This is a genomic window from Streptomyces sp. NPDC048696 (genome assembly GCF_043198895.1).
In the GTDB taxonomy this organism is placed as follows: Bacteria; Actinomycetota; Actinomycetes; order Streptomycetales; family Streptomycetaceae; genus Streptomyces.
This window is the reverse complement of sequence record NZ_JBICVJ010000025.1, coordinates 34,531-49,867: the sequence shown is the minus strand read 5'-3', so window position 1 is coordinate 49,867 and position 15,337 is coordinate 34,531. Positions and strand designations below refer to the sequence as shown.

The window sequence follows — 15,337 nt, the reverse complement described above, 5'->3', positions numbered from 1 at the left end:
TTTTACATGCGCATTGTGGTTCTGGCCGGCGGCATCGGCGGTGCCCGTTTTCTGCGTGGCCTCAAGCAGGCCGCGCCCGACGCGGACATCACGGTGATCGGCAACACCGGTGACGACATCCATCTGTTCGGACTGAAGGTCTGCCCCGACCTCGACACGGTGATGTACACCCTGGGCGGTGGCATCAACGAGGAGCAGGGCTGGGGGCGTACCGACGAGTCCTTCCACGTCAAGGAGGAGCTCGCGGCGTACGGGGTGGGCCCCGAGTGGTTCGGTCTCGGCGACCGCGACTTCGCCACCCACATCGTCCGTACGCAGATGCTCGGCGCGGGCTATCCGCTCAGCGCGGTGACCGAGGCGCTCTGCGCCCGCTGGCAGCCCGGCGTGCGGCTGATCCCGATGTCCGACGACCGGGTCGAGACCCATGTCGCGATCGAGGACGGCGGCGGGCGCAAGGTCGTCCACTTCCAGGAGTACTGGGTCAAGATGCGGGCGTCCGTGGACGCGACGGCCGTGGTGCCGGTCGGCGCGGAGACGGCGAAGCCCGCGCCGGGCGTCCTGGAGGCGATCGCCGCCGCCGACGTGATCCTCTTCCCGCCGTCCAACCCGGTCGTCAGCGTCGGCACGATCCTGGCCGTGCCCGGCATCCGCGAGGCGATCGCGGACGCGGGCGTGCCGGTGGTCGGGCTCTCGCCGATCGTCGGGGGCGCGCCGGTGCGGGGCATGGCGGACAAGGTGCTGGCCGCCGTCGGCGTCGAGTCCACGGCCGCTGCGGTCGCCGAGCACTACGGGTCGGGGCTGCTCGACGGCTGGCTGGTCGACACCGCCGACGCGGCGGCCGTCGCCCCCGTCGAGGCGGCCGGCATCCGCTGCCGCGCGGTCCCGCTGCTGATGACGGACCTGGACGCGACGGCCGCGATGGCGCGCGAGGCGCTGACACTGGCCGAGGAGGTACGGGCGTGAGCGCGGACGGGGACGCGGATTACGGGACGGGCGCGGGCGTGGCAGCGGGCGGCGGCGCGAGCGTGAACGCGGACGCGGACATCGGGGCGGGCGTGGACGCGCGTGTGGACAACCGCTCGGACGCGGGTCACGGCACACGGACCCCGGTCGCGGCGCCCTCGTACCGGGTACGGGCCGTGGCCGGGATTCCCGAGGTGCGGGCCGGTGACGACCTCGCGAAGCTGATCGCCGCCGCCGCGCCCGACCTGGCCGACGGTGACGTCCTGCTCGTCACCTCGAAGATCGTCTCCAAGGCGGAGGGCCGGGTCGTGCGGGCCGACGACCGTGAGGCCGCGATCGACGCCGAGACGGTACGGGTGGTGGCCCGGCGCGGCACCCTGCGCATCGTCGAGAACCGGCAGGGGCTCGTCATGGCCGCCGCCGGGGTCGACGCCTCCAACACCCCCGCCGGGACCATCCTGTTGCTGCCCGAGGACCCGGACGCCTCGGCCGAGGCCATCCGGGCCGGACTGCGGGCCGCGCTCGGCGTCGAGGTGGGCGTCGTGGTGACGGACACCTTCGGGCGTCCGTGGCGCAGCGGGCTCACCGATGTGGCGATCGGCGCCGCGGGCGTGCGCGTCCTCGATGACCTGCGCGGCGGCACGGACGCGCACGGCAACCCGCTGACCGCGACCGTCGTGGCGCACGCCGACGAACTGGCCGCCGCGGGCGACCTGGTGAAGGGCAAGGCCGAGCACCTGCCGGTCGCGGTGGTCAGCGGTCTGTCCCACCTCGTCTCGGCGTCCGCCGAGGGCGGCGCCCGCGCGCTGGTCCGCTCGGCGGCCGACGACATGTTCCGTCTCGGTACCTCGGAGGCGGTACGGGAGGCGGTCACCCAGCGGCGTACGGTCCGGGCGTTCACCGACGACCCGGTCGACCCCGGCGCGGTCCGGCGCGCGGTGGCGGCGGCCGTGACGGCTCCCGCCCCGCACCACACCACGCCCTGGCGCTTCGTCCTGCTGGAGTCCGCCGGGGCGCGCACCCGGCTGCTCGACGCGATGCGCGACGCGTGGATCGCGGACCTGCGGCGCGACGGCAAGTCCGAGGAGTCGATCGCCAAGCGGGTCGGCCGGGGCGAAGTCCTGCGCAACGCGCCCTACTTGGTGGTGCCGTGCCTGGTCATGGACGGCTCGCACAGCTACGGCGATCCGCGCCGGGACACGGCCGAGCGCGAGATGTTCGTGGTCGCGACCGGTGCCGGGGTGCAGAACTTCCTGGTGGCGCTGGCGGGCGAGCGGCTGGGCTCGGCGTGGGTGTCGTCGACGATGTTCTGCCGCGATGTCGTACGCGACGTCCTCGACCTGCCCGCGAACTGGGACCCGATGGGCGCGGTCGCGGTCGGGCGCGCGGCGGAGCCGCCGAAGGAGCGACCGGCGCGGGACGCGGCGGCGTTCATCGAGGTGCGCTGAGCACTGCTGAGCGCTCCGTTGGAGGTGCCGTCATTCGACTGCGGACCGTGCTGGGTTGCTCGCGCAGTTCCCCGCGCCCCTTAAAGGCACCCGCTCTTGTCACAGCGCCCCGATGTCGCGAGGCGACATCCGGGGCGCGCGGCGGGGCGGGGTGCGGCCGCTGAGGAGGATCAGGCGGGCGGCGCGGTGGCGCTGACCGGCGTACGGGGCGAGGAGCTCCAGCATCGCGGCGTCGTCGGCGGTGCGGTCGCCCGCCAGGGCGTAGCCGACGATGCCCGGCAGATGCAGGTCCCCGACGCTGACCAGGTCGGGCGCGCCCATCGCCCGCTGCAGCGTCTCGGCGCTGGTCCACGGGCCGATGCCCGGGACCAGGTGGAGCCGGGCCGCCGCCTCCTCCTGGGGCAGCGCGACGGCCTCCTCCAGGCGGCGGGCGACCCGTACCGCGCGCAGGATCGTCGACGAGCGCTTGCCGTCCACGCCGGCCCGGTGCCACTCCCAGGACGGGATCAGCGCCCACGTCCGCGCGTCCGGCATCACGTACATCCCGTCCGGGGCCGGGCCCGGGGCGGGCTCGCCGTACTTGCGTACGAGCAGGCGCCAGGCGCGGTACGCCTCGTCCGTGGTGACCTTCTGCTCCAGGATCGACGGGATCAGCGACTCCAGGACCAGGGCGGTACGGGTCAGGCGCAGGCCGGGGCGGCGGCGGGCGGACTCGGCGACGAGGCGGTGGCGGGGGGCGAAGGCGGTGGGGTCGTCCTCGTCCCCGAGGAGGCCGGGGAGGTGCGCCAGCAGCCACTGAGCGCCCGGTCCCCATGCCTCGGCCGCCACGGTGTCGGCCTGCCTGGTCACGCGCAGGGTGCCGGGGCCGTCCGGCGTACGGGAGGCCCGCCACACCGCGCCGTCCGGGGTGGCCCGGAAGGTGGGGTCCGCGGGGCCGCGACGGAGGGGGCCGAGTACCAGGCCGAGGTCCAGTGGGCCGGGGGGTGTGTAGCTGCGGCTGCGGGCCTGCGCGGCGGCGGGGCGGGGGGTCGGTACGGCCGGGGGTATGCGGGTTTCTCCGCCCCGCACGGTGGTGCGGGTGGGAGTACGGGGAGCGAAGCGACCGGCCACGCTCCCGAGGTTACTGTCCCGGGCTCCTGGAGACGGGCTTTCCCGGGGGCTTCGCCCCCGGACCCGTTCTTCGTCCCGCCGCCGGTGGGGGCTGGTCGCTCCCCCAAGTTCTCGACTCCGCTCGAACAGGGGGGACCCCCATCGCGGCGGAGCCCAGCACGGTCCGCTGCCGAACACCCCGAAGCGGGGCCCCGCCCAGGCGCGGGGTGGGGCTACTCGTCCGAGGAGAAGCGGATCGCTGCCGCCGGGAGCGTCGCGTCGCACCACACCCGGACCCCGTCGCGGAGCTCGTTGTCGGGGCCGATCACCGCGCCGTCGCCGACCACCGCACCCGTCAGCACGCACCGCGCCCCCACCACGGCCCCCGCCCCGATCAGCGAGTCCGTGATCACCGCGCCCGGCTCGACCACCGCGTCCGCGAGCACCGTGCTGCCGCTCACCCGCGCGCCCGCGCCGATCGACGCGCGCTCGCCCACCACCGTCCCGCCGGTGAGCTTCGCGTCGGGCGCCACCACGGCGCCCGGCAGCACCAGGCGGTCGCCGCAGCGGCCGGGCACCGCCGGGGACGGGGCGCGGCCCAGGACCAGGTCGGCGGAGCCGCGTACGAAGGCCTGCGGGGTGCCGAGGTCCAGCCAGTAGGTGGAATCCACCATGCCCTGCAGGTGCGCACCGGCGGACAGCAGCCCGGGGAACGTCTCCCGCTCGACCGACACCGCCCGCCCCGCCGGAATCTCGTCGATCACCGAGCGGCGGAACACGTACGCCCCCGCGTTGATCTGGTCGGTGACGATCTCCTCGGGCGTCTGCGGCTTCTCCAGGAACGCCTGGACCCGGCCGTCCGCGTCCGTGGGGACGAGACCGAACGCCCGGGGGTCGGCCACCCGCGTCAGATGGAGGGAGACGTCCGCCCCGGACGAGGAGTGCGTCTCGACCAGGGCGCCGATGTCCAGGCCGGTGAGGATGTCCCCGTTGAAGATGAGCACCGGCTCGTCCGGCCCCGAGCGCAGCCGCGAGGCGACGTTGCGGATCGCGCCGCCGGTGCCCAGCGGCTCCACCTCCGTCACGTACTCCAGGTGCAGCCCGAGCGCAGAGCCGTCGCCGAAGTACGGCTCGAAGACCTCCGCCAGGTACGACGTCGCCAGGACGATGTGCTCCACGCCCGCCGCCCGCGCGCGGGCCAGCTGGTGGGTGAGGAACGGGACGCCCGCCGCCGGGATCATCGGCTTGGGCGTGTGCACCGTGAGCGGGCGCAGCCGTGTTCCCTTGCCGCCGACCAGGAGGATCGCTTCAGTCACCTGTCGTCTCTGCTTCCTGCTGGGGCCGGGCGGAATCAATCGTTCAACTACGGCCGGCCAGTTTATGCAGACGGTTCGCCGGGCCCCTGCCCCGGGCGGCGCCGGCCGCCGCGGCGGGCGTCAGCGGCGGCCCTGGAGGCGGGCCGAGGACGACCGCGCCTTGCCGAGCCTGTTGTAGAGGCGGGTGCCCGGGCACTCGGTGGCGAAGCCGTCGCGGTGGCCGGAGATCACGTTGAGTCTGACGCTGCGTCCCTTCCGGTAGAGATTGCCGCCGCCCGAGGTCAGATGGGTGGTGCCGGTCGGGTCCACCCCGTACATGCCGAGCTTCCAGGCCGTGACCCGGGCGATCGCGTCGAGGGAGGCCGCGGACGGGTTGGTCGAGGTGTACGTCCCGAGGACGGCGATGCCCATGGAGTTGGTGTTGAAACCGAGAGTGTGCGCCCCGAGGACGGGCTTGGCCACACCCCCGGCGCGGCCTTCGTAGATGTTCCCGCACTTGTCGATGGCGAAGTTGTAGCCGATGTCCCGCCAGCCGCTGCTCTTGACGTGGTAGCGGTAGATACTGCGCAGCACGGAGGCGGCCTGCGAGCAGCGGTAGTTGTTGCCGGAGGCGGTGTGGTGGACGAACGCCGCCTTGATGCGGCCGGTGTAGACGTAACCCGGCTCGCGCAGGCTCTCGTCCGCGCCCCAGCCCCGGCGCGTGATGATGCGCGGGCGCGGGCCGATGTAGGGGCGCGCCGCCGCGCGCGTCCCGGGCGCGCCCGCCTCGCCCGCCGTCTCCGCCTCGGGCGCCAGCGCGCGGTCCTCGCCCCCGCCCCCGCCGTCACCGGCGTCCGGGTCCGCGCCCGGGTCGACCAGGTCGATGTGGAGTCCCCGGGGCAGCTCGGCCGCCGGTGCGCGCCCGCCCGGCGCGTCGGCACGTACACGCACCTCGACGCCGTTCGAGTCGCCGACCCACAGCGGGGCGGTGGCGCCGTGGGTGCGGGCGGCGTCGTCCTCGGGGCTGCCGGGGTCGGGGGCGTGCTCCTGGTTGTGGGTGTCCACGTCCTGCCAGCCGGACCAGGTGCGCGAGGCGGCGGCACGGGTGCGGACCTGGACCGTGCCGTGGAGTTCGGTCTTCGCGTCGTCCCAGACGACGCCGAGCAGGGAGAAGGGCTCGGTGTCCCGCTCCGGCAGGCCCTGGGCGCGGGTGGCGCCCAGGGTCCGGTCGGTGGCGCCGAGCGGGGCGAGCGGCAGCGACTGGGTGGAGCCGGGCAGTTCGGCGGCGCGCGCGGGCCGGGTGGCGGCGTCCGGCGCGGCGGCGGACGCGGGCCGGGTGGCGGCGTCGGCGGGCACGGCGAGCGGCAGGGCGAGTGCGGTGGCGCACGCGACCCCGATCGAGGATGCAAGGAGAGCACGCATGTCGACGATCCTGGACATAACCGTACAAGTCTGTCCATCTCAGAACTGACGGACCGTCGGCCGAACCGGTGTACGCGGGACGTGGCGTCCCTGGGCGCGAGCCCCATCGGCCCCCGTACGCTTGCCGCGTGAACGCCAGCGACCGCACCCCCGCCGACCTGCTGCGATCCGCGCTCGCCGCGGACCCGGCCCGCCCCCTCGTCACCTTCTACGACGACGCCACCGGCGAACGCGTGGAACTGTCGGTGGCCACCTTCGCCAATTGGGTGGCCAAGACCGCCAATCTGCTCCAGGGCGACCTCGCCGCCGCGCCCGGCGACCGGCTCGCGCTGCTGCTGCCCGCGCACTGGCAGAGCGCGGTGTGGCTGCTCGCCTGCCACTCGGTGGGCGTGACCGTCGAGATCGGCGGCGACCCGGCGGGCGCGGACCTCGTGGTGGCCGGGCCGGACGCGCTGGAGGCGGCCCGCGCCTGCTCCGGCGAGCGGGTGGCGCTCGCGCTGCGCCCGCTCGGCGGCCGCTTCCCGCAGGTGCCCGCCGGATTCCAGGACTACGCGGTCGAGGTGCCGAGCCAGGGCGACCGGTTCGCGCCGTACGCCCCCGTCGACTCGGACGGGCTCGCGCTCGCGGTCGGCCCGGTCGAACTGAGCGCCGCCGAGCTCGTCGAGCGCGCCCGCGCCGACGCGGCCGAGCTGGGCCTGGAACCCGGCTCGCGGCTGCTGTCGGCGCTCCCGTACGACAGCTGGGAGGGTCTGGCGCGCGGGCTGTACGCGCCGCTGGCCTCGGGCGGCTCGGTGGTGCTCTGCCGCAACCTCGGTCAACTGGGCGACGGCGGCCTGGAGAAGCGGATCGAGAGCGAACGGGTCACGCACCGGGCGGTGTGAGGCCGGGCAGCGCCCGGTGGAGCTGTAGGACCAGAGCCTTCGGACCGGCCGGGCACATCCCGCCGGTCCGGTCAGGCAGACCCGCCCGGTCCGGTCAGGCAGACCCGGTCGGCCCGGTCAGGTACATCTGACGGGCCGTCCGGTGGGCCGCGCGCCCGTCCGCACGCCGACGCGTCCATGCGAAAAGCAGTTCGGCGCCACTCTTGTGGCCCACAGGGGGCCGAGTCCCCCGGGCCCGGGCCCCGGCTTCGGGACATGATCGGCGGTGAGCACACAACCAAGCGCGGACGACAGCCGTCTACCGGGGTGCCCCGGCGGCATCCCGCGCGCCGCCGACCTCGCGTAAGGATGGACGCCGACGTGACCGACAGTGCCGGCACTCCGCCCGGGCCCGACCACCGGACCGAGGACGAGCCGCAGCCGGACACGCCGACGCATCCGGCACCACAACCGGCACGGGCGCGGGCACGGACACAGGCGCCGGAAGCGACCGGCACGGAGACCGGGCAGGCGTCCGCGGGCACAGACGCCGAGGACGACGAAACCAGCGGAACCGGCGAAGGGTCCAACCATCGCTCCCACTGGCTGCGTTGGACCGCCGTGGGCGTCTCCTGTCTGGTGCTCGCCGCGGCCGGTACCGGCTGGTGGTTCTACAACAAGCTCGACCACAACATCCGCACCGACACCACGGCCGCCGCCGAGCTGGAGCGCTACGAGAAGGAGCGCCCGCCGCCGGGCACCGGCAACGCGCAGAACCTGCTGCTCATCGGCTCGGACTCGCGCGCGGGCAACAACAGCGCGTACGGCCGTGACGACGGCGGCAGTCAGCGCTCGGACACCACGATCCTGCTGCACCTGGCGGCGGACCGGAAGTCCGCCACCGCCGTGTCGCTGCCGCGCGATCTGATGGCCGACATCCCCGACTGCCTCAAGCAGGACGGCGCCCGCACCAAGGCCCAATTCGCCCAGTTCAACTGGGCGTTCGAGTTCGGCGGCGCCGCCTGCACCATTCGTACGGTGGAAAAGCTCACCGGAATCCGGGTCGACCACCACATGGTCGTCGACTTCAGCGGGTTCAAGGACATGGTGGACGCGGTCGACGGGGTCGAGGTGTGTCTGAAGCAGCCCGTCGACGACCGTCAGGCGCGTCTGAAACTGCCCGCGGGGCGGCAGACGCTCCACGGCGAGCAGGCGCTCGGATTCGTGCGCGCCCGGCATGGATTCGGTGACGGCAGCGACACCGAACGCATGGACCGCCAACAGCAGTTCCTCGGCTCGCTGGTGCGCAAGGTGCAGAGCAATGGGGTGCTGCTCAATCCGACCCGGCTCTATCCGGTGCTCGACGCGATGACCAAGTCGCTCACCACCGACCCGGGGCTGAATTCGCTCAGGGATCTCTACGACCTCGTGCGCGGGATGCGGGGAATTCCGACGGACAAGGTGCAGTTCCTGACCGTGCCGCGGCAGCCCTACGCGTACGACTCCAACCGCGACGAACTGGTCCAGCCGGACGCGCGGGTGCTGTTCAAGGAGCTGCGCGACGACCGGCCGCTGAAGGTGGCGCCGGGGACCGCGCAGAAGAACAGGGGGGACGGCGATGAGCACGTCGCCCGCAGCTCGGACGGCGCGGACGGCTCCTCGACGGACGACAAGCCGGACGATCCGCCGTCCGCGAGTCCCGCGCCCACGTACCCCGGTTCGAATGCCGCCGTGGGGATGTGCGGGTAAAACGTGTGCCAACGGAGAACGGGCGGGGATGCGGATTGGGCGGATTGCCCGGTTGTAAGGGGCGTGGAATTTGTCACGGCCGTCGCTCTTCGCTCAACTGGGCAGATAGTGTGACGCGACCCGGTGCTTGTGGCCCCCGGGGCCGCGCACTGCACGACCGAACGACAGAGCGCTTTGGGGGAAGTGTCTCGCGTGGCACCGACGGAGGACTAAGGCAACCGTGGATGCGCAGAGCCGTGGGCGGGCGGATGAAGTCGATCCGGCAGACCAGTGGGTACTCAACCCGCAGACGGGCAATTACGAATTGCGACTGAATCCCTCCGGAACGCAGTCGTCCCCGTCGACCGGCGCTCCTTCCCGTAGATCCTCGGCTCCCGGCCGAAGCGGTTCCTCCTCCCGGCGCGAGCGCGAGGTGCCCGGCCAGCGCGACAACCGGCGCGGCGCCGACGGCTCCGACAGCCCCCAGGACGACGCGTCCGCCGCGGGCCGGCGCAAGCGCAAGCCCAAGGCGTCGCGGAAGAAGAAGGTGCTGCTGTGGACCGGCGGCGTGATGGGGTTCGTCCTCGTCGCGGGCTCGGCCGGCGCGTACCTGCTCTACCAGCACTTCAACAACAACCTGAACACGGTGGACGTCGGTGACGCGGGCAACAAGAACGCCACCTCCGACGGGCCCGTCAACATCCTGATCATCGGCACGGACAAGCGCACCGGCAAGGGCAACGAGGGGTACGGAGACAAGGGCAGCGAGGGCCACGCCGACACCAACATCCTCTTCCATGTCTCCAAGGACCGGACGAACGCGACCGCGCTGTCCATCCCCCGCGACCTGGTGACGAACATCCCCGAGTGCCCGACGAAGCAGAAGGACGGCTCCACCAAGACCGTCCCGGGCGAGTCGAACGTCCGCTTCAACACCAGCCTCGGCCAGGAGGGCCGCGACCCGGGCTGCACCATGCGTACGGTCAAGGCGCTCACCGGGCTCGACGTCGACCACTTCATGATGGCCGACTTCAACGCGGTCAAGGAGCTGTCGACGGCGGTCGGCGGTGTGAAGGTGTGCCTGGCCAAGCCGGTGAACGACCCCAAGTCGCATCTGAAGCTCCCGGCCGGCATCAGCAAGATCCAGGGCGAGCAGGCGCTCGCGTTCGTACGGACGCGGCACAGCTTCGGCAACGAGAGCGACCTCGACCGGATCAAGCAGCAGCAGCAGTTCCTCGGCTCGATGATGCGGCAGATGAAGTCGGACTCGACGCTGAGCAGCCCGACCAAGGTGTTCAGCCTGGCCAACGCGGCGACGAAGGCGCTCACGGTCGACTCCGGGATAGGGTCGATCAAGAAGCTGACCAGCCTGGCGCAGGATCTGAGCAAGGTCGATCTGAAGAACGTCACCTTCGCGACCGTCCCGGTCATCGACAACCCGGCCGACGGCAAGGTGCACAAGACCGTGGTCGTCGACCCGACCAAGGCGCCGCAGGTGTTCAGCATGATGAAGGCCGACATCTCCTTCACCGAGGTGAAGAAGAAGGAGAACGCGGCCAAGGACGCCCAGGCGGCGCTCCTCAAGGGCACCCGCGCCGCGCCGTCCGCCGTGCGCGTCCAGGTGCTCAACGGCGGTGCCCAGCCGGGCTCCGCCTCCAAGACACTGCTCTGGCTGCAGAACAGCAAGGGCGTACTCAAGTCCGACAACGGCGGGAACGCTCCCGCCAAACTGGCCGACACCACGCTGGTGTACGCGCCGAACCAGGCCGACCAGGCCCGCGAGCTCGCCGATCTGATGGGTCTGCCCGCGAGTGCGCTGAAGCCCGGCACCAAGGATGCGGTGGGGCGCGCTCCCATGGAGCTCACCCTCGGCGCGGACTTCAAGGGCGCCGGGATTCCCATCGCCGCGCCGTCCAAGGCGCCCGAGGGCATCCAGAAGGTCGAAGCCGACAAGTCGGTCTGCGCAAAGTGACAACGGGTCCCCGGCCCGCGAGGGCCTGGGGACTCCCTGAGACAGGGGGGTATTGGGGTGGGGCACAAGAGCGTGCGCGGGGAGGGGACGCGACCGCGCGTCCAGCACGCCGGCCAGCTCGGCTGGGACGAGTCGCTGTACGGCGAGGAGACCGACGGCCAGGCGCCGTCGGGTCAACAGCCGTCCGGTGACGGTCCGTCGGGGCCGGAGGAGTCAGGTCCGCAGAAGCAGACGTCGCCCGACGGCGGCGGGCACCGGCGCGGCAGAGCGCGGGCGCGCGTGAAGAAGAAGGGCAAGCGCCGAATACTGCGCTGGGTCGCCTCGACGCTCGCGCTGCTCATACTCGGCACGGCCGGCGCCGGTTACCTGTACTACCAGCACCTGAGCGCGAACATCCGCAAGGGCGACCGCAGCGCGGGCGGCTCCAACGCCAAGAAGACCGCGGCCAACGCCGACGGCCAGACCCCGCTCAACATCCTGCTGATCGGCTCCGACAGCCGCAACACGCCGGAGAACCTGAAGCTGGGCGGATCCAAGGACAGCGTCGGAGCCCCGCCGCTCGCCGATGTGCAGATGCTCCTGCACGTCTCGGCGGACCGCAAGAGCGCCTCGGTGGTCAGCATTCCGCGCGACACCCGGGTGGACATCCCCGAGTGCACCGACGAGAAGACGAAGAAGAAGATGCCGGCCACCAACACCGTCATCAACGAGTCGCTGGGCCGGGGCGGCGCGGGCTGTGTCCTGGACACCTGGGAGAACCTCACCGGGGTCTACATCGACCACTGGTTGATGGTCGACTTCGCGGGCGTGGTGGCGATGTCGGACGCGGTCGGCGGCGCCGACGTGTGCGTCAAGCAGAACGTGTACGACGGGCCCAAGCCCAAGGTGCCCGGCGGCTCGCACCTGCGGCTGAAGGCGGGCACCACCACCGTCAAGGGCGAGCAGGCGCTCCAGTGGCTGCGCACCCGGCACGCCTTCGAGAGCGACCTGGGCCGCGCCAAGGCGCAGCACATGTACCTCAACTCGGTGATGCGCAACCTGAAGAGCCAGAACGCGTTCAGCAACCCCGGGCGCATCATGGGGCTGGCCGAGACGGCCACCAAGGCGCTCCAGGTCTCGCGTGAGCTCGGCACGCCCAAGAAGATCTACGACCTCGGGATGGAGCTCAAGGGCATCCCGATGGACCGCATCAACATGCTGACCATGCCGCGCATCGAGGACCCCAAGGACAAGGACCACGTGCTGCCGCAGCCGGGCGCCGCCGACGCGCTGTGGTCGCTGCTGCGTGACGACAAGCCGCTCGACAAGAAGGACGACGCCCCGGCCAAGACCGAGGACAAGGGCCCGGCGGCGACCCCCGCCGACTCCCTCCCCGTGACGGTGGTCAACGGCACCGGCGGCGACGGCTCGGCGCCCACGGCCAAGCGGGCGACCACGGTCAAGGACACCCTGAAGAACAAGGGCTTCCAGAAGGCGACCGCGGCCGACACCCGTGGCTCGGCGACGACCACCACGCTCGCCTACCCGAAGAGCGCGGGCGCGCAGGGCAAGGCGGACGCGATGTCGGTGGCCAAGGCGATGGAGCTGCCCTCCAGCGCGGTGAAGGTCTCCGCCGACGTCACCACGCTGACCCTCACGGTCGGTTCGGACTGGCGCACCGGCGCCACGTACCCGAAGAAGGCCGCCGACAACGCCGACCCGCTGAAGGACGTGGAGAACGTCAACGGCGCGAACGACAAGGAGTGCATGGACGTGTACGCGCCCTACCGCTGGTAGGCGCGGCGCGCACGACGAAAGGGGGCGCCCGGTGCTGGAAAAGCACCGGGCGCCCCCTTTTGCCTCGTACGTGTGCGGCTCAGACCCGCACCGACGGGCGGCGGCTCGCGATGACCTTCTTGGCGAGCGCCTTCGGGCTGGTCAGGAAGCCGTAGCCCCAGGACATGTGCATGGTGGCGAGCGCCACCGGGATCTGCAGGCGCGCCTTGAGCGGCAGCCCCTTGCCCGCCGGTACGGAACCGGCGGCGATCGCGGCGAGGTACCCGGCCGGGATCACGAAGCCGAACGGGGTGAGCACCGCGCCCACCACCACGCCCGCCGCGATCGCGCACACGGCGGCCGGCGGGGCGAGGTAGCGCAGGTTGATGGAGCCCTCGTGGTAGCGGGCCACGACATGGCGCCAGCGGCCGTAGTCCTTGTACTGCTTGGCCAGCGCGCGCACGCTGGGGCGCGGCCGGTACTGGACCTTCAGCTCGGGCGAGAACCAGATGAGGCCGCCCGCCTCGCGGATGCGGAAGTTCAGCTCCCAGTCCTGGGCGCGGATGAACTCCTCGTTGTAGCCGCCCTGTTGCTCCAGCGCCTCGCGCCGGAAGACACCCAGATACACGGTCTCGGCGGGGCCCGCCGAACCACCGGTGTGGAAGGCCGCGTTGCCGACGCCGATCTTCGACGTCATGGCGGCGGCGACCGCGTCCTCCCAGGCGTTCTCGCCCTCGGCGTGCATGATGCCGCCGACGTTCTGCGCGCCGGTCTCCGTCAGGAGCCGCACGGCGGTGGCGATGTAGTTCGGGGAGAGCATGCCGTGGCCGTCGACCCGTACCACGATCGGGTGACGTGAGGCCTTGATGGCGGCGTTCAGTGCCGCCGGCGTGCGCCCGGTGGGATTGGGGACGGTGTGGACCCGGGCGCGGGGGTGGGACGCGGTCTCGCGTACCAGCTCAGCGGCGATCTCGTCGGTGCGGTCCGTGGACGGGCCGAGCGCGATCACCACCTCCAGCTCGCCCTCGTACTCCTGCTCCAGGATGTGGCGGACCGAGTTGCGCAGATGCCGCTCCTCGTTGAGGACCGGCATGATCACGGAAACTGCGGGGTGCGTGGCGTTCATCGTGGTTCACGTTACCGCGAACGGGGGACACCTCCGCGCGCGGCCGTGGCGGCGGCGGTTGTCGCAGATCGTATGGGCTTACGGTGCCACATATCCCCCTTTCGCCAGCGGAGGTCCCCGTGCCCACGCCGCCCCCCTCCCGCTCCCTGCGCCCCGCCCAGCGCCCCGACCGGCCCCGCAGCAGACAGCAGGACGAGCGGCCCCGCTGGGGCATGCGGATGGCGACGACCCTCTCGGTCCTGGTGCTCGGCGCGGGCGGGGTCGGCCATGCCGTGGTGACCAGCCTGGACGGCGGGATCGGCCGGGTGGACCCGTTCAAGGACATGAAGAACCGGCCGCAGGGGGGCCACGGCACCAACATCCTGCTGGTCGGCACGGACGGCCGGGACAAGATCACGCCGACGGAGAAGGAGAAGTACCGCCTCGGCGGGGCGCCCTGCCACTGCACGGACACGATGATGATCGTGCACATCTCGGCGGACCGGGACCGGGCGAGCGTGGTGAGCGTCCCACGCGACAGTTACGCGGAGATCCCCGAGCACACCGACCAGAACACCGGCGAGCACCACAACCAGCACCCCATCAAGATCAACGCGGCGTACGCGGAGGGCGGGCCCGCGCTGACGGTGCGCACGGTCGAGCACATGACCGGCCTCAAGATGGACCACTATCTGGAGGTCGACTTCACCAGCTTCATGAAGACGGTGGACGTGCTCGGCGGGGTACGGATCTGCACGGCCCGCCCGATGAAGGACTCGTACACGGGCCTGGACCTGAGCGCGGGCACGCATCAGCTCGACGGCGGGCAGGCGCTCCAGTACGTACGCTCCCGGCACACCGACGGCTCGGCGGACCTGGGCCGGATGCAGCGCCAGCAGAAGTTCCTGGCGGCGCTGATCCACAAGGCGACGGGGTCGGGCGTGCTGATGAACCCGGTGAAGTTCCGCGAGGCCGCCTCGACGCTGCTGTCCTCGGTCCGGGCCGACCAGGGCTTCGGTGCCGAGGAGCTGCTGTCCCTGGGCCGGGCGATGCGGGGCTTCTCCCCGGCGTCGTCGGAGTTCACGACCGTGCCGATCGGACAGATGAGCTTCCCGGTGAAGGGGATCGGGTCGACGGTGAGGTGGGACCCGGTGAAGGCGCAGAAACTCTTCGCGGGCCTGCGCGACGACCGCCCCCTGACCCCACCGCACAAGCCGAAGCAGGACGGCCGGGCCCAGCCGCAGCCCACCGCGTCCGGCTCGATGGTCGAGGTCTCCCCCGACCACATCCGGGTCCAGGTCTACAACGGCACCCGCACGGACGGCCTCGGCCGCCGGGTCGACGACGCGTTGCGCGGCACGGGCTTCAAGACGACGGGCACCCCGCAGTCCGGCGGCACCCGCGACCTCCAGCGCACGGTCATCGAATACGACCCCCGCTGGGACCGCTCGGCCAGAACCCTGGCGGCGTCCCTCCCCGGCAGCGACCTCCACCCGGTGAAGGGCCTGGGCCAAACCCTCAAGGTGACAGCAGGCACGGACTTCAAGGGAGCGACCCCGGTCCGGGCGGAACCGACCCCGACGGGAGAGTTCGAGGCGGTGACGGGGGACGAGGTGGTCTGCCCGTAGGCCTTTCGGGGTGCGGCCGCGCAGTGGCCGGCGCTTTCAGGGGCGCGGGGCTGTGACATTTGCGGCTCCGCC

General features: G+C 72.2%; 11 protein-coding genes. 7 read left to right on the top strand and 4 right to left on the bottom strand.

The window, feature by feature from the left end; all coding sequences use genetic code 11:
- The first annotated feature begins 6 nt into the window (after window positions 1–6).
- Together cofD and ACGFRG_RS33925 are read left to right on the top strand one after the other, a co-directional pair.
- Complete coding sequence (gene cofD / locus ACGFRG_RS33930; protein WP_361433672.1) at window positions 7–963, top strand: 2-phospho-L-lactate transferase; 957 nt, start codon at window positions 7–9, stop codon at window positions 961–963.
- Window positions 964–1,067: 104 nt separating this feature from the next.
- Window positions 1,068–2,411, top strand: coding sequence for a coenzyme F420-0:L-glutamate ligase (locus tag ACGFRG_RS33925; RefSeq protein WP_393270280.1), 1,344 nt, complete (start codon window positions 1,068–1,070; stop codon window positions 2,409–2,411).
- Between the two features lie 99 nt (window positions 2,412–2,510).
- On the opposite strand, the gene ACGFRG_RS33920 is transcribed toward ACGFRG_RS33925, so the two are convergent.
- The 3 genes from ACGFRG_RS33920 to ACGFRG_RS33910 form a co-directional block, all read right to left on the bottom strand.
- On the bottom strand, window positions 2,511–3,521 hold the full coding sequence (locus ACGFRG_RS33920; protein ID WP_361433670.1) for a DNA-3-methyladenine glycosylase 2 family protein: 1,011 nt from the start codon (window positions 3,519–3,521) through the stop codon (window positions 2,511–2,513).
- A 212-nt stretch (window positions 3,522–3,733) separates the two neighbouring features.
- On the bottom strand, window positions 3,734–4,816 hold the full coding sequence (locus ACGFRG_RS33915) for an NDP-sugar synthase (protein WP_361426487.1): 1,083 nt from the start codon (window positions 4,814–4,816) through the stop codon (window positions 3,734–3,736).
- Between the two features lie 120 nt (window positions 4,817–4,936).
- Window positions 4,937–6,217 carry a peptidoglycan recognition protein gene (locus ACGFRG_RS33910; protein WP_361426484.1) on the bottom strand — a complete coding sequence of 427 codons (1,281 nt, stop codon included), beginning with the start codon at window positions 6,215–6,217 and terminating at the stop codon, window positions 4,937–4,939.
- 128 nt (window positions 6,218–6,345) lie between these two features.
- Between ACGFRG_RS33910 and ACGFRG_RS33905 the strand changes: the two genes are divergently transcribed.
- The 4 genes from ACGFRG_RS33905 to ACGFRG_RS33890 all read left to right on the top strand — a co-directional run bounded on the left by ACGFRG_RS33905 (window position 6,346) and on the right by ACGFRG_RS33890 (window position 12,553).
- The gene (locus ACGFRG_RS33905; protein ID WP_361426481.1) at window positions 6,346–7,098 is read left to right on the top strand and encodes a TIGR03089 family protein; all 753 of its coding nucleotides are present in this window, start codon (window positions 6,346–6,348) and stop codon (window positions 7,096–7,098) included.
- 360 nt (window positions 7,099–7,458) lie between these two features.
- The gene (locus tag ACGFRG_RS33900; protein WP_393270239.1) at window positions 7,459–8,826 is read left to right on the top strand and encodes an LCP family protein; all 1,368 of its coding nucleotides are present in this window, start codon (window positions 7,459–7,461) and stop codon (window positions 8,824–8,826) included.
- Between the two features lie 220 nt (window positions 8,827–9,046).
- Window positions 9,047–10,777: an LCP family protein gene (locus tag ACGFRG_RS33895; protein WP_393270236.1), complete on the top strand. Its 1,731-nt coding sequence runs from the start codon at window positions 9,047–9,049 to the stop codon at window positions 10,775–10,777.
- Window positions 10,778–10,834: 57 nt separating this feature from the next.
- Complete coding sequence (locus tag ACGFRG_RS33890) at window positions 10,835–12,553, top strand: LCP family protein (RefSeq protein ID WP_393270233.1); 1,719 nt, start codon at window positions 10,835–10,837, stop codon at window positions 12,551–12,553.
- A gap of 79 nt (window positions 12,554–12,632) precedes the next feature.
- On the opposite strand, the gene ACGFRG_RS33885 is transcribed toward ACGFRG_RS33890, so the two are convergent.
- A complete protein-coding gene (locus ACGFRG_RS33885) occupies window positions 12,633–13,658 on the bottom strand; it encodes a glycosyltransferase family 2 protein (protein WP_361426469.1) in 1,026 nt (341 codons plus the stop codon).
- A 212-nt stretch (window positions 13,659–13,870) separates the two neighbouring features.
- Between ACGFRG_RS33885 and ACGFRG_RS33880 the strand changes: the two genes are divergently transcribed.
- Window positions 13,871–15,265 carry an LCP family protein gene (locus ACGFRG_RS33880; protein ID WP_361426757.1) on the top strand — a complete coding sequence of 465 codons (1,395 nt, stop codon included), beginning with the start codon at window positions 13,871–13,873 and terminating at the stop codon, window positions 15,263–15,265.
- Window positions 15,266–15,337 lie beyond the last annotated feature (72 nt).

What these genes read in the sequence shown, in the direction of transcription:
- cofD (WP_361433672.1), top strand. Translation starts at nt 7, where the DNA reads ATGCGCATTGTGGTTCTGGCCGGCGGCATCGGCGGTGCCCGTTTTCTG.
- ACGFRG_RS33910 (WP_361426484.1), bottom strand. Translation starts at nt 6,217, where the DNA reads ATGCGTGCTCTCCTTGCATCCTCGATCGGGGTCGCGTGCGCCACCGCA.
- ACGFRG_RS33885 (WP_361426469.1), bottom strand. Translation starts at nt 13,658, where the DNA reads ATGAACGCCACGCACCCCGCAGTTTCCGTGATCATGCCGGTCCTCAAC.
- ACGFRG_RS33880 (WP_361426757.1), top strand. Translation starts at nt 13,871, where the DNA reads ATGCGGATGGCGACGACCCTCTCGGTCCTGGTGCTCGGCGCGGGCGGG.